General features: G+C 61.3%; 12 protein-coding genes and 1 tRNA gene. 6 read left to right on the top strand and 7 right to left on the bottom strand.

The window, feature by feature from the left end; genetic code table 11:
* Positions 1–341: 341 nt before the first annotated feature.
* Complete coding sequence (gene nhaR / locus ACODSZ_RS18900; protein WP_488928269.1) at positions 342–1,286, bottom strand: transcriptional activator NhaR; 945 nt, start codon at positions 1,284–1,286, stop codon at positions 342–344.
* A 176-nt stretch (positions 1,287–1,462) separates the two neighbouring features.
* Between nhaR and ACODSZ_RS18895 the strand changes: the two genes are divergently transcribed.
* From ACODSZ_RS18895 to ACODSZ_RS18870, 6 genes are all read left to right on the top strand, one after another.
* Positions 1,463–1,759 (top strand): TFIIB-type zinc ribbon-containing protein, encoded by a 297-nt coding sequence (locus ACODSZ_RS18895; RefSeq protein WP_008332064.1) that lies wholly within the window; start codon positions 1,463–1,465, stop codon positions 1,757–1,759.
* A gap of 67 nt (positions 1,760–1,826) precedes the next feature.
* The gene (locus ACODSZ_RS18890; RefSeq protein ID WP_299535003.1) at positions 1,827–2,804 is read left to right on the top strand and encodes a TerC family protein; all 978 of its coding nucleotides are present in this window, start codon (positions 1,827–1,829) and stop codon (positions 2,802–2,804) included.
* Between the two features lie 171 nt (positions 2,805–2,975).
* A complete protein-coding gene (locus tag ACODSZ_RS18885) occupies positions 2,976–3,695 on the top strand; it encodes an REP-associated tyrosine transposase (protein WP_488928268.1) in 720 nt (239 codons plus the stop codon).
* A gap of 197 nt (positions 3,696–3,892) precedes the next feature.
* On the top strand, positions 3,893–8,569 hold the full coding sequence (locus ACODSZ_RS18880) for a glutamate synthase-related protein (RefSeq protein ID WP_488928267.1): 4,677 nt from the start codon (positions 3,893–3,895) through the stop codon (positions 8,567–8,569).
* Between the two features lie 106 nt (positions 8,570–8,675).
* On the top strand, positions 8,676–10,139 hold the full coding sequence (locus tag ACODSZ_RS18875) for a glutamate synthase subunit beta (protein WP_121045824.1): 1,464 nt from the start codon (positions 8,676–8,678) through the stop codon (positions 10,137–10,139).
* Between the two features lie 239 nt (positions 10,140–10,378).
* Positions 10,379–12,178 carry a M61 family metallopeptidase gene (locus tag ACODSZ_RS18870; protein ID WP_488928266.1) on the top strand — a complete coding sequence of 600 codons (1,800 nt, stop codon included), beginning with the start codon at positions 10,379–10,381 and terminating at the stop codon, positions 12,176–12,178.
* A 92-nt stretch (positions 12,179–12,270) separates the two neighbouring features.
* Here the strand turns inward: ACODSZ_RS18870 and ACODSZ_RS18865 are convergent, their stop codons facing one another.
* From ACODSZ_RS18865 to ACODSZ_RS18840, 6 genes are all read right to left on the bottom strand, one after another.
* Entirely contained in the window at positions 12,271–12,879 is a 609-nt protein-coding gene (locus tag ACODSZ_RS18865) for a 50S ribosomal protein L25/general stress protein Ctc (RefSeq protein ID WP_488928265.1), read from the bottom strand.
* A gap of 137 nt (positions 12,880–13,016) precedes the next feature.
* Positions 13,017–13,967 (bottom strand): ribose-phosphate pyrophosphokinase, encoded by a 951-nt coding sequence (locus ACODSZ_RS18860; protein ID WP_175344381.1) that lies wholly within the window; start codon positions 13,965–13,967, stop codon positions 13,017–13,019.
* Positions 13,968–14,095: 128 nt separating this feature from the next.
* A tRNA-Gln gene (locus ACODSZ_RS18855) sits at positions 14,096–14,172 on the bottom strand.
* Positions 14,173–14,256: 84 nt separating this feature from the next.
* Complete coding sequence (gene ispE / locus ACODSZ_RS18850; RefSeq protein ID WP_488928264.1) at positions 14,257–15,126, bottom strand: 4-(cytidine 5'-diphospho)-2-C-methyl-D-erythritol kinase; 870 nt, start codon at positions 15,124–15,126, stop codon at positions 14,257–14,259.
* 60 nt (positions 15,127–15,186) lie between these two features.
* Entirely contained in the window at positions 15,187–15,810 is a 624-nt protein-coding gene (gene lolB / locus ACODSZ_RS18845; RefSeq protein ID WP_488928263.1) for a lipoprotein insertase outer membrane protein LolB, read from the bottom strand.
* Positions 15,807–17,609, bottom strand: a complete 1,803-nt coding sequence (locus tag ACODSZ_RS18840; RefSeq protein WP_488928262.1) for a tetratricopeptide repeat protein — start codon at positions 17,607–17,609, stop codon at positions 15,807–15,809. Before ACODSZ_RS18840 ends, lolB begins: the two co-directional genes overlap by 4 nt.
* Positions 17,610–17,703 lie beyond the last annotated feature (94 nt).

Here is a 17,703-nt window from a genome sequence, read left to right as displayed (position 1 = left end):
AATATGTAGTTTCTTGCACCAAATATGTTCGCTGATGCAGCATATGAAGAGGGTGTAACGATTTGTAAAAACGGCTGCGACGGCTGGGCTATTTCCCTATATTGAAGTTCCCCCTCCATTCTCCCCCCCGAGAATGGGATTTACCCCACGGCTCGCAAGGGACGTGGGGTTTTTCTTTTGTCCCCGCGCTTTTTCTCCCATTCCGAACACTGCATTTCCCGTCATTTACGACATCGCCAGCCTGAACTTTAGCTCGGCAAGCGGGAGGGTTTTGATATGCACTATGGTGCATATATTTTGCTCTCTGTCCGTCGTCGTATCGTCCGTGATACCGGGCGGCATCATGGATCATTCTTGCGCCTGCCGGTGGGGCGAGGCGGGGTGCTGCCCACGATCAGGTTGCCGCGTGCGGCTGACTGGATCGCCAGCACGGCGGGATGGCTCAGCCTGCGCTCGACCGAGATCGCATAGAACTGTTCGCGGATGGCCTCGGTCTTGCCGATTTCCAGCAGTCCGTACTGCTTGCGGATCTGCCCGGCGATGGCCGTGGGGGCGGCGAAGATGCCCGCACCAGCGTCGCCGAAGGCCAGCAGCAGGGCGCCATCGTCAAATTCACCCGTGATCTGGGGGCGTATGCCTTCCTTTTCGAACCAGCGCAGCAGGCGTGGCCGTACCGCTGCATCTTCGCCCGGCATCAGGAAGGGCGCACCCTCCAGGCTGCGCGGAAAGCCCTTGCGGTAGCGCCGCGCCAGCTCGGGTGTGGCGAAGAAGCTGGTATCGCATTCGCCCAGCAGGTGATGGTAGCCGCGCACGTCCACATTGGGCGGCATGGGACTGTCGGCGATGATGATGTCCAGCTTGTGGATGGCCAGGTCGGCCAGCAGGACGTCGAGCTTGCCTTCGCGGCAGATGATGCGGATCGGATCCTGCATCGCCAGCGCACTTTCCAGCAGCAGGTAGGCGATCGCCTTGGGGACTGCATCGGCCACGCCCACGCGCAATTGCAGGGTGCGTCCACCGGGGCGCAGGCGCAGCGCTTCTTCCAGCTCCTCGCCCAGGCTGAAGATGCGTTCGGCGTAATCGAACACCATGCGGCCTTCGTCATTGAGTTCCAGCCGCCGTCCGACCCGCTTGAAGAGCTTGTAGCCCAGCGATTGCTCGAACAGGCCGATCTGGCCGCTGATGGTCTGCGCCGTCAGGTGCAGGCGCTCGCTGGCGCGCGCTACACCGCCGGTCTTGGCGACGGTCCAGAAGTAGTGGAGATGCTTGTAGTTTAGACTGGCCATGGGATGCGTCCTGGTTCCGGGGTGTTGTCGATACTTCGGTTTTCCCGAAGAATTATCTCAAAATATTCGAATTTTCATTCATTCCGGTTTGGCCTAAAGTAGCGCCTTGTCAGGTGCGGTTGGGAGTTGTCGCCGTGCCGGGCATCGTTGCCAACACTGGAAGAAGGAGAAGCCTGATGAAATGTCCCGTCTGTACATCTCACAACCTGCTGATTTCGGAACGTCAGGGCATCGAGATCGATTACTGCCCGCAATGCCGGGGCGTGTGGCTGGACCGCGGCGAGCTGGACAAGCTGATCGAGCGTTCCGCTGCCAGCCAGGCCGGCGCAGCGCTTGCCCAGCCGGCTGCGCGGGCGCCGATGCACACGCCGCCGCCGCCCGCCCACGATGCCCGCTTCGGGCACGGCGGGCATGGATATGAATACAAGCGCAAGAAAAAGGGCTTCCTGGGCGAAATCTTCGACTTTGATTGAAGATTTTTTCCCGAAACCGATAACTGAAGCCGCCATCGGGCGGTGAACAAGAAGAGAGAGGTCTGACGTGAACGGTGTAGAAAGTTTCGCAAGCCTGCCCATGTGGATAGGTTTCATCGTCTTCGTGCTGGGGATGCTGGCGGTGGACATGTTCGCCCTGGGCGGGCGCAATGCCCACCGGGTTTCCCCCAGGGAGGCGCTGGGCTGGTCGGTGGTATGGGTGTCGCTGGCCTTCATCTTCGCCGGCCTGATGTGGTGGTATCTCGATGCCAACGTGGGCCGCGAGTTTGCCAACCAGAAGGGCGCCGAGTTCCTCTCCGGCTACCTGATCGAGAAGGCGCTGTCGGTGGACAACATCTTCGTGTTCCTGATGATCTTCAGCTATTTCGCCGTGCCGCCTGAAATGCAGCGTCGCGTGCTGCTCTACGGTGTGATCGGTGCCATCGTCATGCGCGCCGTGATGATCCTGCTGGGTGCCTGGATGATCGCGCAGTTCAGTTGGATCCTGTATGTGTTCGGTGCCTTCCTGGTCTTTACCGGCGTGAAGATGCTCATCTTTGCCGACAAGGAAGCCGACCTGGGCGACAACCCCTTGCTGCGCTGGCTGCGTGGCCACATGAAGATCAGCAACGATTATGACGGCGAGAAGTTCACCACCCGCATCAATGGCGTGCGCTATTTCACCCCGCTGATGCTGGTGCTGCTGCTGATCGAGATTTCCGATGTGATCTTTGCTGTCGACAGTATCCCGGCCATCTTCGCCATCACCAAGGATCCGTTCATCGTCTTCACCTCGAACATGTTCGCCATCATGGGCTTGCGGGCGCTGTACTTCCTGCTGGCCGATTCGGCAGAGCGCTTCCACCTGCTCAAGTACGGCCTGGCCCTGGTGCTGTTGTTCGTCGGCGGCAAGATGCTGGCCTCCTACTGGTTCCACGTGCCGGTGCTGGTGTCGCTGTCCATCGTCGGTGCCATCCTGGTGGTTTCCATCATCGCCAGCCTGGTCCTGAGCAAGGACAAGGGCAAGGAAAAGATCGCGAACTGATTGCGTCTTGCAAGAAATTCAACGTGGGGCTTGACCGGCTGGAGCAATCTGGCCGGTTTTTTTATGCGCGCATGAAGCATTCTTCCATCGATGCCAATTGAGCATCATGCGTTTATTGGGGACGGAGTGCATTAGAATGTCCGCTCCATTCACCGGTTTGCAGCGTCTGCCATGGCCCGCCTTCCCCGACTCGTCGTTCCGCACCAACCCCATCACATCATCCAGCGCGGCCATGATGGCCTGGTGGTCTTCCGCGATGCGGATGACCATGTGGCCTTCCTGGGCTGGCTCAAGGAGGCCGCCAGGCAATTCAAGGTGGCGGTGCACGCCTATGTGCTCATGCCCGACCACCTGCACCTGCTGGCGACGCCCTCCGACGACCAGGGCCTGGCACGGATGATGCAATGGATAGGGCGCCACTATGTCCCGTATTTCAACCAGAAGCATGGACGCAGCGGCACGCTGTGGCAGGGGCGCTACCGCGCCACCGTCATCGACGCCGAGCTCTACCTGCTGGCGGTCTGCCGCTACATCGAGCTCAACCCCGTGCGCAAGGGCCTGGTGGCCAGTCCCGGGGAGTATCCGTGGTCCAGCTACATGCACCATATCGGCGCCAGGCAGGATGGGTTGATCACCGATCATCCTCAGTATTGGTCGATTGGCAATACTCCCTTCGATCGCGAGATCGCCTATCGCCAGCTCACCGAAGAGGGACTGGCGCGCGCCGAAGTGGAGCGCATCACCGATGCCACGCTCAAGGGTTGGGCGCTGGGATCGGAGGATTTCAAGCAGTCCCTGGAGCGCCAGACGCACCGGCGCGTCAGCCCGGCCAAGCGGGGACGTCCCGCCACTGTTCGTATTGCGGGCGAGGCAGATGAAGTATCCGCGTAGCAAGAATCGTGAATTTTAAAAAATAAGTCTTTTGAATCAACGACTTGAATTCGCTTTCCTTTACTATGTCCCCAATTTAAAAATCCTGAAAATATTGTGGATTTAAATTGCACTCAGACCCTAATTATTTTCATTGAACTATTGGGTGCAGTGCACTATTCTTCAAATCCTTACTGTCAATGTGGTGGAGTTCCGTTATGCACGCGCAAGGCCTTTACGACCCAGCAAATGAACATGACGCCTGTGGCGTCGGTTTCATCGCCCACATCAAGGGCAAGAAAACTCATTCCATCGTTGACCAGGGTTTGCTCATCCTGAAGAACCTGGATCACCGGGGCGCCGTCGGTGCCGACGCGTTGATGGGCGACGGTGCCGGTATCCTGATCCAGATCCCCGACCAGTATTACCGTGAAGAGATGGCCAGGCAGGGCGTGGACCTGCCGCCGCCCGGTGAATACGGCGTGGGCATGATCTTCCTGCCCAAGGAAAACGCTTCCCGCATTGCCTGTGAACAGGAAATCGAACGCGCGGTGCTGGCCGAAGGCCAGATCGTGCTGGGCTGGCGCGATGTGCCGGTGGACCGCGACATGCCGATGTCGCCCACCGTGCGCGAAAAAGAGCCGGTGATCCGCCAGATCTTCATCGGCCGTGGTCCGGACGTGATGGTCACCGATGCGCTGGAACGCAAGCTGTACGTGATCCGCAAGTCGTCCGGCCACGCCATCCAGGCGCTGAACCTGTTGCACGGCAAGGAATTCTTCGTGCCCTCGATGTCGGCCCGCACCGTGGTCTACAAGGGCCTGCTGCTGGCCGACCAGGTCGGCGTGTACTACAAGGATCTGCAGGACGAGCGCTGCGTCTCCGCGCTGGCCCTGGTGCACCAGCGCTTCTCCACCAACACCTTCCCGGAATGGCCGTTGGCCCACCCGTACCGCCTGATCGCCCACAACGGTGAAATCAACACCGTCAAGGGCAACTTCAACTGGATGCGCGCCCGCGAAGGCGTGATGCAGTCTGCCGTGCTGGGTTCGGACCTGAAGAAGCTGTTCCCGCTGATCTATGAAGGCCAGTCCGACACCGCCAGCTTCGACAACGCGCTGGAACTGCTGGTCATGGCCGGCTATCCGCTGCCGCAGGCGATGATGATGATGGTCCCCGAAGCCTGGGAAAACCACACCTCGATGGACGACAACCGCCGCGCCTTCTACGAATACCACGCCGCCATGATGGAACCGTGGGACGGCCCCGCTGCGCTGGCCTTCACCGACGGTCGCCACATCGGCGGCACCCTGGACCGCAACGGCCTGCGTCCGGCCCGCTACATCGTCACCGATGACGACCTGGTGGTGATGGCTTCCGAATCCGGCGTGCTGCCGATTCCCGAGTCCAAGATCATCCAGAAGTGGCGCCTGCAGCCGGGCAAGATGTTCCTGATCGACCTGGACGCCGGCCGCATCATCGACGACAAGGAATTGAAGGACACCTACGCCAACGCCAAGCCCTACAAGCAGTGGATCAACTCGGTGCGCGTCAAGCTCGATGAGTTGAAGGAAGAGCCGCGCCAGCCGTCCTCGTCCCTGAAGCTGCTGGACCTGCAGCAGGTCTTCGGCTACACCCAGGAAGACGTCAAGTTCCTGATGGCCCCCATGGCCAGCGGTGGCGAGGAAGCCATCGGCTCCATGGGCAATGACTCGCCGCTGGCGGTCATGTCCAACAAGAACAAGCCGCTCTACAACTACTTCCGCCAGCTGTTCGCGCAGGTGACCAACCCGCCGATCGACCCGATCCGCGAAGCGCTGGTCATGTCGCTGGTGTCCTTCATCGGTCCCAAGCCCAACCTGCTGGACACCAACAACATCAACCCGCCGATGCGCCTGGAAGTGTCGCAGCCGGTGCTGGACTATGACGATATCGCCAAGCTGCGCAACATCAGCGCGCACAGCGGCGGCAAGTTCAAGTCCTACGAACTGAACATCTGCTATCCGGTCGCCTGGGGCAAGGAAGGCATCGAAGCCCGCCTGGCCTCGCTGTGCGCCAAGGCCGTCGATGCGGTCAAGTCGGGCCACAACATCCTGATCATCTCGGACCGCAAGGTCGATGCCGACCAGCTGCCGATCCCGGCACTGCTGGCCACTTCGGCCATCCACCAGCACCTGGTCAGCAAGGGCCTGCGTACCTCCACCGGCCTGGTGGTGGAAACCGGCTCGGCCCGCGAAACGCACCACTTCGCCCTGCTGGCAGGCTATGGCGCCGAAGCGATCCACCCGTACCTGGCGATGGATACGCTGGCCGATCTGGCCAAGGGTCTGCCGGGCGACCTCTCGCCTGAGAAGGCCATCTACAACTTCCAGAAGGCAGTCGGCAAGGGCTTGCTGAAGGTCATGTCCAAGATGGGCATCTCGACCTACATGTCCTACTGCGGCGCGCAGATCTTCGAAGCCATCGGCCTGTCCAAGGCCCTGGTGGACAAGTACTTCAAGGGTACCGCCTCCAACGTCGAAGGCATCGGCGTGTTCGAAGTGGCCGAAGAAGCGCTGCGCCTGCATACCGCTGCCTTCAGCGCCGACCCGGTGCTGGCCAACGCACTGGATGCCGGTGGCGAATACGCCTTCCGTATCCGTGGCGAAGAGCACATGTGGACTCCGGATGCGATCGCCAAACTGCAGCATTCGACCCGTTCGAACAGCTACAACACCTACAAGGAATACGCCCAGATCATCAACGACCAGTCCAAGCGCCACATGACGCTACGCGGCCTGTTCGAGTTCAAGATCGACCCGTCCAAGGCGATCTCGATCGATGAAGTGGAACCGGCCAAGGAAATCGTCAAGCGTTTTGCCACCGGCGCCATGTCGCTGGGCTCGATCTCGACCGAAGCCCACGCCACGCTGGCCATCGCCATGAACCGTATCGGTGGCAAGTCCAACACCGGCGAAGGTGGTGAAGACGTCAACCGTTATCGCAACGAGTTGAAGGGCATCCCCATCAAGCAAGGTGCGACCCTGGCGTCGGAAATCGGCAAGGAACACATCGAAGTCGACATCCCGCTGCAAGAAGGCGACTCGCTGCGTTCGCGCATCAAGCAGGTGGCGTCGGGCCGTTTCGGCGTGTCCGCCGAATACCTGATCTCGGCCGACCAGATCCAGATCAAGATGGCCCAGGGCGCCAAGCCCGGCGAAGGCGGCCAGCTGCCCGGCCACAAGGTCTCGGAATACATCGCCAAGCTGCGCGTGTCGGTGCCGGGCGTGGGTCTGATCTCGCCGCCGCCGCACCATGACATCTACTCCATCGAGGATCTGGCCCAGCTGATCCACGACCTGAAGAACGTCAACCCGCGCGCTTCCATCTCGGTCAAGCTGGTCTCCGAAGTGGGTGTCGGTACCGTCGCTGCCGGCGTGGCCAAGGCCAAGTCGGATCACGTGGTCATCGCCGGTCACGATGGCGGTACCGGTGCTTCGCCGCTGTCCTCGATCAAGCATGCCGGTTCCCCGTGGGAACTGGGCCTGGCCGAAACTCAGCAGACCCTGGTCCTGAACGGCCTGCGCAACCGTATCCGCGTGCAGGCTGACGGCCAGATGAAGACCGGCCGCGACGTCGTCATCGGCGCCATGCTGGGCGCGGACGAATTCGGTTTCGCCACCGCACCGCTGGTGGTCGAAGGCTGCATCATGATGCGCAAGTGCCACCTGAACACCTGCCCGGTGGGCGTGGCCACGCAAGATCCGGTGCTGCGTGCCAAGTTCTCCGGCAAGCCGGAACACGTGGTCAACTTCTTCTTCTTCATCGCTGAAGAAGCGCGCCAGATCATGGCGCAACTGGGCATCCGCAAGTTCGATGACCTGATCGGCCGTGCCGACCTGCTGGACCGTTCCAAGGCAATCGCGCACTGGAAGGCCAAGGGCCTGGACTTCAGCCGCATCTTCCATCAGCCCGAGTCGAAGCTGCCGGTGTACCACACCGACGTGCAAGACCACGGTCTGGACAAGGCGCTGGACCACAAGCTGATCGCACAAGCGAAGATCGCGCTGGAGAAGGGCGAGAAGGTTTCCTTCATCTCCCCGATCAAGAACCTCAACCGCACCGTCGGCGCCATGCTCTCGGGTGAAGTGGCCAAGCGTTACGGCGACGAAGGCCTGCCGGACGACACCATCCACATCCAGCTGCAAGGCACCGCAGGCCAGTCCGCTGGCGCCTTCCTGGCCAAGGGCGTGACCCTGGACCTGGTCGGCGAAGGCAACGACTACGTCGGCAAGGGCTTGTCGGGTGGCCGCATCATCGTGCGTCCCAACACCGAGTTCCGTGGCCGTGCCGTGGACAACATGATCTCCGGCAATACCGTCCTGTACGGCGCCATCAGTGGTGAAGCCTTCATCAACGGCGTGGCCGGCGAGCGTTTCGCCGTGCGCAACTCCGGCGCCACTGCGGTGGTGGAAGGCACGGGCGACCACGGTTGCGAATACATGACCGGTGGCACCGTGGTGGTGCTGGGCAATACCGGCCGCAACTTCGCTGCCGGTATGTCGGGTGGTATCGCCTACGTGTATGACCCGGAAGGTGACTTCGCCGGCAAGTGCAATACCGCCATGGTCAGCCTGGAAAAGGTCTTGTCCGACACCGAACAGGAGCAGACCCTGGGCCGCAACATCTGGCACAGCCTGCTGCGTGGTGGCGAACGCCAGACCGACGAAGCCATCCTGCGCGGCTTGATTGAACGCCACTTCAAGTACACCGGCAGCACGCGTGCGCGCTACCTGCTGGATAACTGGGCAGCGTCGCGCGCCAAGTTCGTCAAGGTGTTCCCGACCGAGTACAAGCGTGCGCTGGCCGAACTGGCCGCCGCTGCCGAAACGAAGAAGGAAAAGGTCGCCGCCTGATCTTCAGGCAGTGATCGGACTAATCAATCAAGCACGCCGGCGGGCGTGGCGCCACCGAGAGTGAGAGCGCAGCCCGCCGCATCCTTAGCGAGAATGTGAGAGGAAAATGGGAAAAGCAACCGGTTTCATGGAGTACCAGCGCCTGAAAGAGGCCAGCGAGGCACCTGCCGCGCGTACCAAGCATTACAAGGAATTCGTCCTGCACCTCAGCGACGCCGACGCCAAGATCCAGGGCGCGCGCTGCATGGACTGCGGCATCCCCTTCTGCAACAACGGCTGCCCGGTCAACAACATCATTCCCGACTGGAATGACCTGGTTTATCGCGGCAACTACAAGGAAGCCCTGGACACCCTGCACCAGACCAACAACTTCCCCGAGTTCACCGGCCGCATCTGCCCGGCACCCTGCGAAGCCGCCTGCACCCTGGGCATCAACAACGACGCCGTGGGCATCAAGTCGATCGAGCACTTCATCATCGACAAGGGCTGGGAAAACGGCTGGGTCGTGCCGCAACCTGCTGCGGTCAAGACCGGCAAGAAAGTTGCCGTGGTCGGCTCCGGTCCTGCCGGCCTGGCCGCTGCCCAGCAACTGGCGCGCGCCGGTCACGACGTGACCGTGTTCGAAAAGAATGACCGCGTCGGCGGCCTGCTGCGTTATGGCATCCCCGACTTCAAGATGGAAAAGTCGCACATCGACCTGCGCGTGGAACAGATGAAGGCCGAAGGCGTGAGCTTCCGTACCGGCGTTTTCGTCGGCAAGGAATTCCCCGAGACCGTCAACAACTGGTCCAAGGAATCCGTCACTCCCGAAGAACTGAAGAAGGAATTCGATGCCGTCGTCATCGCCGGTGGTGCAGAGTCCCCGCGTGACCTGCCGGTGCCGGGCCGCGAACTGAAGGGCGTGCATTTCGCCATGGATTTCCTGCCGCTGCAGAACAAGGTCAATGCCGGCGACAAGCTCAAGAGCCAGATCATGGCCACCGGCAAGAACGTGGTCGTCATCGGCGGTGGCGACACCGGCTCCGATTGCGTCGGTACCTCCAACCGTCATGGTGCTGCCTCGGTGACCCAGTTCGAACTGATGCCGCAACCGCCGGAGTCCGAAAACAAGCCGCTGGTCTGGCCTTACTGGCCGATCAAGCTGCGTACCTCTTCCTCCCACGAGGAAGGTTGCGCACGTGACTTCGCAGTGACCACCAAGCGCCTGGAAGGCAAGGGCGGCAAGGTCGAGAAGCTGATCGCCGCACGTGTCGAGTTCAAGGACGGCAAGATGGTCGAAGTACCCGATTCGGAATTCGAGATCAAGGCTGACCTGGTGCTGCTGGCCATGGGCTTCGTCTCGCCGGTGCAGCAGGTACTGGATGCCTTCGGCGTCGAGAAGGATGCGCGCGGCAATGCCAAGGCCACTACCGATGGCGAAGGCTGCTACAAGACTTCGGTGGACAAGGTCTTTGCGGCCGGTGACATGCGTCGTGGCCAGTCGCTGGTGGTGTGGGCGATCCGCGAAGGCCGCCAGTGCGCACGTGCAGTCGATGAGTTCCTGATGGGTTCTTCGCTGCTGCCGCGCTGATGCGCTTGGCTGCCCCGGCGATGCGCGCCGGATGTTTCATATGATTTATATGTTTTATATGATTTATATGGTTTATATGGTTTAAAAAGTAGTGCGGAAAGTTTGTGTGACTCTGGACCCGGAACGACGCAAGTCGGTCCGGGTTTTTTTTCGTCCCCCGGCCAGCGTCCCATGCGGTGCGGCGGCGCGTGTAAAATGGCCCATCGCCGCACGTCGGCACCACTCCTACGCACATCGCAATGGCAACTCCGATCCGTTATAGCATCACGTCCCTCGATCCAGCTTCCCACCTTTACGACGTCAGCATCACGGTCGATGCGCCGGCCGCCGACGGGCAGCTGTTCTCGCTGCCGGCCTGGATTCCGGGCAGCTACATGATCCGCGAGTTCGGCAAGAACATTGTGCAACTGCGTGGTCAATCCAATGGCCGCAAGGTGGCAGTGAAGAAGCTGGACAAGCACACCTGGCAAGCCGCCCCCTGCAAGGGCGCGCTCACGCTGCACTATCAGGTGTATGCCTGGGACTTGTCGGTGCGCACGGCCCACCTGGACCGTACGCATGGCTTCTTCAATGGCACCAGCGTCTTTCTGGCCGCGCATGGTTTCGAGGATGGTGAGCAGGTGGTCGATATCGTCCGTCCGGAAGGGGAGGACTTCAAGCGCTGGCGCGTGGCCACGGCCATGCCGGAACTCAAGGCCAAGCGCTATGGTTTCGGGACTTACGTCGCACCGAACTACGATGCACTGATCGATCATCCGGTAGAAATCGGTGACTTCGCATTGGCCACCTTCCAGGCCCATGGCGTGCCACATGATGTGGTCATCACGGGCCGCGTCCCCAATCTCGACATGGCTCGCCTGTGCGACGACCTCAAGAAGATCTGCGAGGCCCAGATCGCCTTCTTCGAGCCGCGCAGCAAGCGTGCGCCCATGGATCGCTACGTCTTCATGACGCTGGCCGTGGGCGATGGCTACGGCGGTCTTGAGCACCGTGCATCGACCGCACTGATCTGCTCGCGCGCCGACCTGCCGGTCAAGGGCAAGCCGGAGCAGACCGATGGCTACCGCACTTACCTCGGCCTGTGCAGCCATGAGTATTTCCACACCTGGAACGTCAAGCGCATCAAGCCCGCAGTGTTCGCTCCCTACGACCTGCGCCAGGAAAACTATACTTCGCTGCTGTGGCTCTTCGAGGGTTTCACCAGTTATTACGACGATCTGTTCCTGGTGCGCACCGGTGTCATCGATATCGACAATTACCTCAAGCTGCTCGGCAAGACCGTCACCGGCGTGTTGCGCGGGACCGGGCGCAAGAAGCAGAGCGTGGCCGAGTCCAGTTTCGATGCCTGGGTGAAGTATTACCGCCAGGATGAGAATGCCAGCAATTCCGTCGTCAGCTACTACACCAAGGGTTCGCTGGTGGCATTGGGGCTGGACCTGAGCATTCGTAGCCAGACCCGTGGGCGACGCTCGCTGGATGATGTGATGCGCGGCCTGTGGGCGCGTTATGGGCGCGACTTCTACAACGGCAAGGCGCAGGGTGTTCCGGAAGATGAGATTCTGGCCCTGATGGAGGAGTTGAGCGGTGCCGATCTGAAGCGCTTCCATGACCGCCACATCCATGGCACCGAGGACGTGCCGCTGGAGGATCTGCTGCCTGCCTTCGGCGTGGCCTATGAAGCCAGCCTGCCGGCCGATGCCAGACCATGGCTCGGTGCGCGTATCGGCAAGGAAGGGGGCGATGCCAAGCTGGCCGCCGTGTATGAAGGCGGGCCGGCGATGCAGGCCGGACTGTCGGCGGGCGACAAGCTGGTGGCCATCGATGGCCTGCGCGTACCGGCCTCGGGACCTGACGGTTTGCTGGCCCGTTATCGCCTGAACGACACCGTACGTGTCCACGCCTTCCGTCGTGATGAACTCATGGAGTTCAGCGTCAGGCTCAAGTCCGATAGCGCGCCGCAGGTCAGCCTCAAGATGCTGGGCAAGCCGGTGGCGGTGCTGCGTCTGCGCAAGGCCTGGCTGACCCTGAAGGGCCGCTGATTGGATGCGACGATGCCTGTCGCCATCACGCCAGACGAAAAAAACCCGCCAACGCAAATTGGCGGGTTTTTTCTTGCAGCGGAAAAAGCGAATTACTTGGCTTCTTCAGCGCCGCCTGCAGCAGCTTCACCTTCAGCGGCCACTTGACCAGCCGGCACGGTGGCGGTGGCGATGGTCAGGTTTTCCTGGGTCACGGCGGTCACGCCGTTGGGCAGCTTCAGGTCAGCCAGGTGGATCGATTGACCGACGTCCAGCTTGGCCAGGTCGACTTCGATGAACTCAGGCAGGTTCTTCGGCAGGCAGGTCACGTCCAGTTCGGCCGCGACGTGGCTGATGATGCCGGCGTGCAGCTTGACGGCCGGCGAGATTTCAGCGTTCACGAAGTGCAGGGGCACCTTGGTGTGCAGCTTCTGGGAAGCATCCACGCGTTGGAAGTCAACGTGCAGGACCAGTTGCTTGAACGCGTGGACTTGGAAGTCACGCAGCAGCACTTGCTCGACCTTGCCGTCGATTTCCAGGTCCAGGATGGACGAGTGGAAGGTTTCCTTCTTCAGGGCGTGGTACAGCGCGTTGTGGTCAACAGCGATGTTGGTCGGGGCAGCGGTGCCACCGTAGACGATACCCGGGGTTTGACCCGCGCGACGCAGGCGGCGGCTCGCTCCGGTGCCCTGTTCATTACGCGGAAAGGCGATGACTTTCATTTGATAACTCCAATGTTGGCGGAGCTCGTCGTGGAATCATTCCATGGACGGTTGCCCCGTGAGATGAATATTCCCCGCGACCAGGGAATACGAAAAAACCTCGCTACGAAAAAACGCAGCGAGGCGAATGCAAAATCTTATTCAGCAAACAGCGACATCACCGAGTCACCCTTGGTGATGCGCTTGAAGGTCTCGGCCAGCAGGTCGGCGCAGGTCAGCTGACGCACCTTCGGGCAGCCGCGTGCAGCAGGCGAGAGCGGAATGGTGTCGGTAACGACCAGTTCATCCAGCGGCGAATTGGCAATGCGCTCGATCGCCGGACCCGACAGCACCGGGTGTGTACAGTAAGCCACGACCTTCTTGGCACCGCGTTCCTTCAACACTTCAGCAGCCTTGGTCAGGGTGCCGGCGGTATCGACCATGTCATCCATGATGACGCAGTTGCGGCCTTCGACTTCACCGATGATGTTCATCACTTCGGAGACGTTGGCCTTGGGACGACGCTTGTCGATGATGGCCAGGTCGCAGTTCAGACGCTTGGCCAGCGCACGGGCGCGCACCACGCCGCCCACGTCGGGCGAAACGACCAGCAGGTCGTCGTAGTTCTTGTTGACCAGGTCACCCAGCAGGATCGGCGAGGCGTAGATGTTGTCCACCGGGATATCGAAGAAGCCCTGGATCTGGTCTGCGTGCAGATCCATGATCAGGACGCGCTCGACGCCGGCTTCCTGCAGCATGTTGGCCACGACCTTGGCCGAGATGGCAACCCGCGCCGAACGCGGGCGGCGGTCCTGGCGGGCATAGCCGAAGTAGGGGATGGCGGCAGTGATGCGACCGGCCGATGCGCGCTTCAAGGCGTCGACCATGATCATGATTTCCATCAGGTTGTCATTGGTCGGTGCGCAGGTGGACTGCAGCACGAAGACGTCCTTGCCGCGAACGTTTTCATTGATCTCGACCATGACTTCGCCGTCGGAGAACTTGGAAACGTTGGCCTTGCCCAGCGGGATACCGAGTTTCTCAGCGACGCCGCGCGCCAGTTCGGGGTTGGCGTTGCCCGTAAAAACCATCAGGTTCTCAAGTGCCATGTGGGTATCCCTGAATGCAATCGTTAAAAAGTCGAAAAGCCGACAATGCTTGACTTGTTCGGTCTCACATTGACGGCTTATTTTTCTGACTGGACCCGGGCCTCAATGAAAGGCCTGTCCGAATTAAATGGCAGGGGAACAAGGATTCGAACCTTGGAATGCCGGAATCAAAATCCGGTGCCTTAACCAGCTTGGCGATTCCCCTACGCAACTTGCTGTTTGCCGTGCCGGCGCGCTCATCATCAGGCGCTGCGTCTTCGTCAAACCAATTCTCAATTTCAATTCTTTATCACGACTGCACTAAATGGGCGAGAGGATGTTCCTGCATCGCTTTGGCTTTCCAGCCGATCCAGCGCGAAGGCAACTGCTTGAGCACTTCGTCTGCCTCATGTTCGTGTTCGAATGCACAAAACACACAGGCGCCAGATCCGGTCATCCTTGCACTCCCGAATTTGCCCAGCCACTCGACTGCCGCTGCCACTTCGGGGAAATGTGCACTTGCCACCATTTCCAGATCGTTCTTCCCGAAGCTGGAAGCAACTTGTTTCGTCGCATCAGGAAAGTCCGTTATTCTGACGGGTTGCGTATCCCTTGTCAACAACTTTGAAGAAAAAATTATCGAAGTTGGAACAGATACGCCCGGCTCGATCACCACATACCAGCACTCTGCCGTACGCAGTGCCGACAATTCTTCGCCCACACCTTCGGCGAAAGCATTGCGACCGAACAGGAAGAAGGGAACATCGGCACCCAGCTTCAAGCCCATCTCCATCAGCGAGGCGCGATTGTAGCCGCATTTCCATAGATGATTCAAGACCAGCAGCGTCGTGGCCGCATCGGAAGAACCGCCACCGACACCGCCGCCCATGGGCAGCAGCTTGTGCACCGTGATGTCGGCGCCCAGGTGCGGCTGGCCGCTGGCCTGGCGCAGCAGGTGCGCGGCGCGGATGACCAGGTCGGATTGCTCGGGCACGCCGGCGACCTCATTGGTACGGCGGATCTGCCCATCCTCACGCAGACTGAAGTCGAGCGTGTCGCAACGGTCGATGAGCTGGAAGGCCGATTGCAGCAGGTGATAGCCGTCCGCACGACGACCGGTCACGTGCAGGAACAGGTTGAGCTTGGCCGGCGCCGGGCAGGCGGTGAGGGTGGTGGTCATGCTTGGTACGGATTCTTCAGTTGAGGAGCGGGCTGGATGAAGGGCTGGGGCTCAGGGCTCTCAGGGTTTCTTCCAGCCGTCGATGGCGATGCGGATCGCCACCTTGCCGGCCTGCGTGGTATTACGGGTCAGGTCGATGCGCTTGGGCCGCGTCTGGCCGCTGGCGGCATCGCTTTCCCAGTTGGCATAGGTGACGCGCCAGCCATCACGGGTGGTGAAGCTGGCGTCGTTCTCGCCCGCCCTGGCCACGAAGGGCTTGCCGTTGGCATCGATGCCGCTGCCCTGCAGCCACTGGCGCATGCCGGAGACCGGCAGCGGCCAGCCCAGCGATTGCGCGGCCAGCGCATCCACATCGGCGGCCACCTGCGGTGCTCGGCCCGACTGCACCAGCGTGGCGATGCCGGGCTTGACGTTGATGGTGGCCACCGTCTGGCCCAGCGGCGAGAACATCTCCAAGTTCAGCTCCCGCGGGGTCTGCTTCCAGAAGAAGCTGCCATGCAGGGATTGCGGACGCTCATCCTGTTCGTACTGTACCGAGATACGGCCATCGATCTCGATGCTGCTCTGGTAGGCCGGTGCGGTCGCGCCAGGGGAGACCGCATCCCGGGATACCGTGGCGCAACCGCCCAGCAGAGCGACCAGACAGAGGGCAGCCCCCCTCTGGAAAGCGCGTGTTTTGCTCATAACTTCACATTCAGACGCGCCAGCGTGCTTTTCAGGACTTCATTGCCAGGTTCCTTGAGGCTGACTTCGCGCCAAATCTTGCGTGCTTCGTCCTGCTTGCCATTGGTCCACAGGACTTCACCCAGGTGCACGCCGATCTCCACATCCGCCCGCAAGGCATAGGCGTGGCGCATCTGGGTCTCGGCCTCCTGCATGCGGCCCAGGCGGAACAGCACCCAGCCCAGGCTGTCGGCGATGAAGGCATCGTCCGGTGCCAGGTCGGCGGCCTTCTGGATCAGCTCCAGCGCTTCGGGCAGACGGATGTTGCGATCGGCCAGCGAGTAGCCCAGGGCATTGTAGGCATGCTGGTTGCCCGGTGCCAGCTGCATGACGCGGCGCAGCTGCTTTTCCATCTCGTCGTACTGGCCCAGCTTTTCCAGGACCATGGAATAGTCATAGAGCAGGTCGGTATTGTTGGGGAAGCGCTGCAGGCCGGCCTTGAGCACGTCGGCCGCTTCCTGGTTGCGGTTGGCATCGCGCAAGAGGCTGGACTCGGCCAGCATCAGCTGCAATTGCTCGCCGTCGTTGGTCGATTCGGCCTGGGCATCTTCCAGCGCCTTGCGGGCGCCTTCGATGTCGTTCTTGCGGGCCAGCAACTGGGCGCGTCGCACCTGGATGTTGACATAGCCATCGGTTCCCGGTTCGGCCTGGTCCAGATAGCGCAGGGCCGAATCCAGGTCACGCCGCTCCTCGGCGATGCGCGAGAGCAGCAGCAGCGCCTGGCTGGGGTCGCGGTCTTCCTCGGGCTGGGCCGAGAGTACTTGCAGGTAGCGCTGCAGATAGTATTCGGCATCCTTCAACTGATCGGTCTGGGCCGAGAGCACACCCAGGGCGAACAGGGTGGTGGCGTCTTCGCTGTCTTCCTTCAACAGGGTCTCGAACTGGCTGCGGGCCTTCTTGTAGTCCTTCTGCTCGACCAGGCTGCGCGCATAGGCGACCCGCACTTCGCGGGCATCGGGATACTTGCGCAGGAAGTCCGTCACCAGCCTGGTCGCATCCTTGTTGTTGGAGGCGACCTGGGCGGCGGTGAGCACGGCCAGTTCCGAATCGGGCTTGATCTTCATGGCGGCAGCGGCTTCGCGCTGGGCGGTGCTGCCATCGCCCATGCTGAAGGCGCCCTGGGCCAGGGCCAGGTGGGTTTCCATCAGATCGCCGTAGGGCTTGCTGATGTTTTGCAGGATGGTGTAACCGGCCTGTTTGTCCTTGGCGCGGGACAGCAGGCGCTGGATCTGCAGCAGCATCGGGCCGCGCGCCTGCGGGGCGGCGTCGGCCAGGCGCTGGTTCAGCAGCGGCTCGATCTCGTCGATGCTGTCCGAGAGCATGATCAGCCCCAGGTAATTTTGCAGGGCTTCATCCGAATGCGGGGCCAGTTCGGTCCACAGGCGCACGGCCACCAGGGCTTCGCTGGGCTGGCGCGCGGCCACGGCCATTTCGGCGGCGCGCTTGGCCAGGCGCGGGTCGCGCGTCTGCTGGGCGGCCGCCAGCATGGTCACGTAGGCCGATTGCCACTGACCGCGCTGGAAGGCGATCTCGGCGGTCAGCACTTTGTAGAGGATGTCCTCGCTCAGCGCTACGGCGGGCAGCGCGTCTTCCTGCGGCTGGACCTTGGCCTTGGCCGCCTTCTTGCGATGGGCAGCCTTGGCCGAAGCCGTCTTCTGGTCCTGGGCCGCCTGGGGGGTCTCCTTGTCGCCGGGCTGCTGGAAGCTTGAACAGGCAGTCAGCAGCAGGGAACTGGTGAGGAGGGCGATGGTTTTTTTCAAGATGTCATCCTGACGATTCGAAGAGGTTCGATTTTACGCGCAACAACCGTGGCGTTGCTGACCGCGCCGATAGCGCAGTGTAATCCATCTTTGA

It is taken from the genome of Herbaspirillum sp. FG34, from assembly GCF_057809315.1.
The sequence above is the reverse complement of the archived record's forward strand: the minus strand, read 5'-3'. Positions and strand labels throughout refer to the sequence as shown.

What these genes read in the sequence shown, in the direction of transcription:
- nhaR (WP_488928269.1), bottom strand. Translation starts at nt 1,286, where the DNA reads ATGGCCAGTCTAAACTACAAGCATCTCCACTACTTCTGGACCGTCGCC.
- ACODSZ_RS18895 (WP_008332064.1), top strand. Translation starts at nt 1,463, where the DNA reads ATGAAATGTCCCGTCTGTACATCTCACAACCTGCTGATTTCGGAACGT.
- ACODSZ_RS18885 (WP_488928268.1), top strand. Translation starts at nt 2,976, where the DNA reads ATGGCCCGCCTTCCCCGACTCGTCGTTCCGCACCAACCCCATCACATC.
- ACODSZ_RS18880 (WP_488928267.1), top strand. Translation starts at nt 3,893, where the DNA reads ATGCACGCGCAAGGCCTTTACGACCCAGCAAATGAACATGACGCCTGT.
- ACODSZ_RS18875 (WP_121045824.1), top strand. Translation starts at nt 8,676, where the DNA reads ATGGGAAAAGCAACCGGTTTCATGGAGTACCAGCGCCTGAAAGAGGCC.
- ACODSZ_RS18870 (WP_488928266.1), top strand. Translation starts at nt 10,379, where the DNA reads ATGGCAACTCCGATCCGTTATAGCATCACGTCCCTCGATCCAGCTTCC.
- ACODSZ_RS18865 (WP_488928265.1), bottom strand. Translation starts at nt 12,879, where the DNA reads ATGAAAGTCATCGCCTTTCCGCGTAATGAACAGGGCACCGGAGCGAGC.
- ACODSZ_RS18860 (WP_175344381.1), bottom strand. Translation starts at nt 13,967, where the DNA reads ATGGCACTTGAGAACCTGATGGTTTTTACGGGCAACGCCAACCCCGAA.
- ispE (WP_488928264.1), bottom strand. Translation starts at nt 15,126, where the DNA reads ATGACCACCACCCTCACCGCCTGCCCGGCGCCGGCCAAGCTCAACCTG.
- lolB (WP_488928263.1), bottom strand. Translation starts at nt 15,810, where the DNA reads ATGAGCAAAACACGCGCTTTCCAGAGGGGGGCTGCCCTCTGTCTGGTC.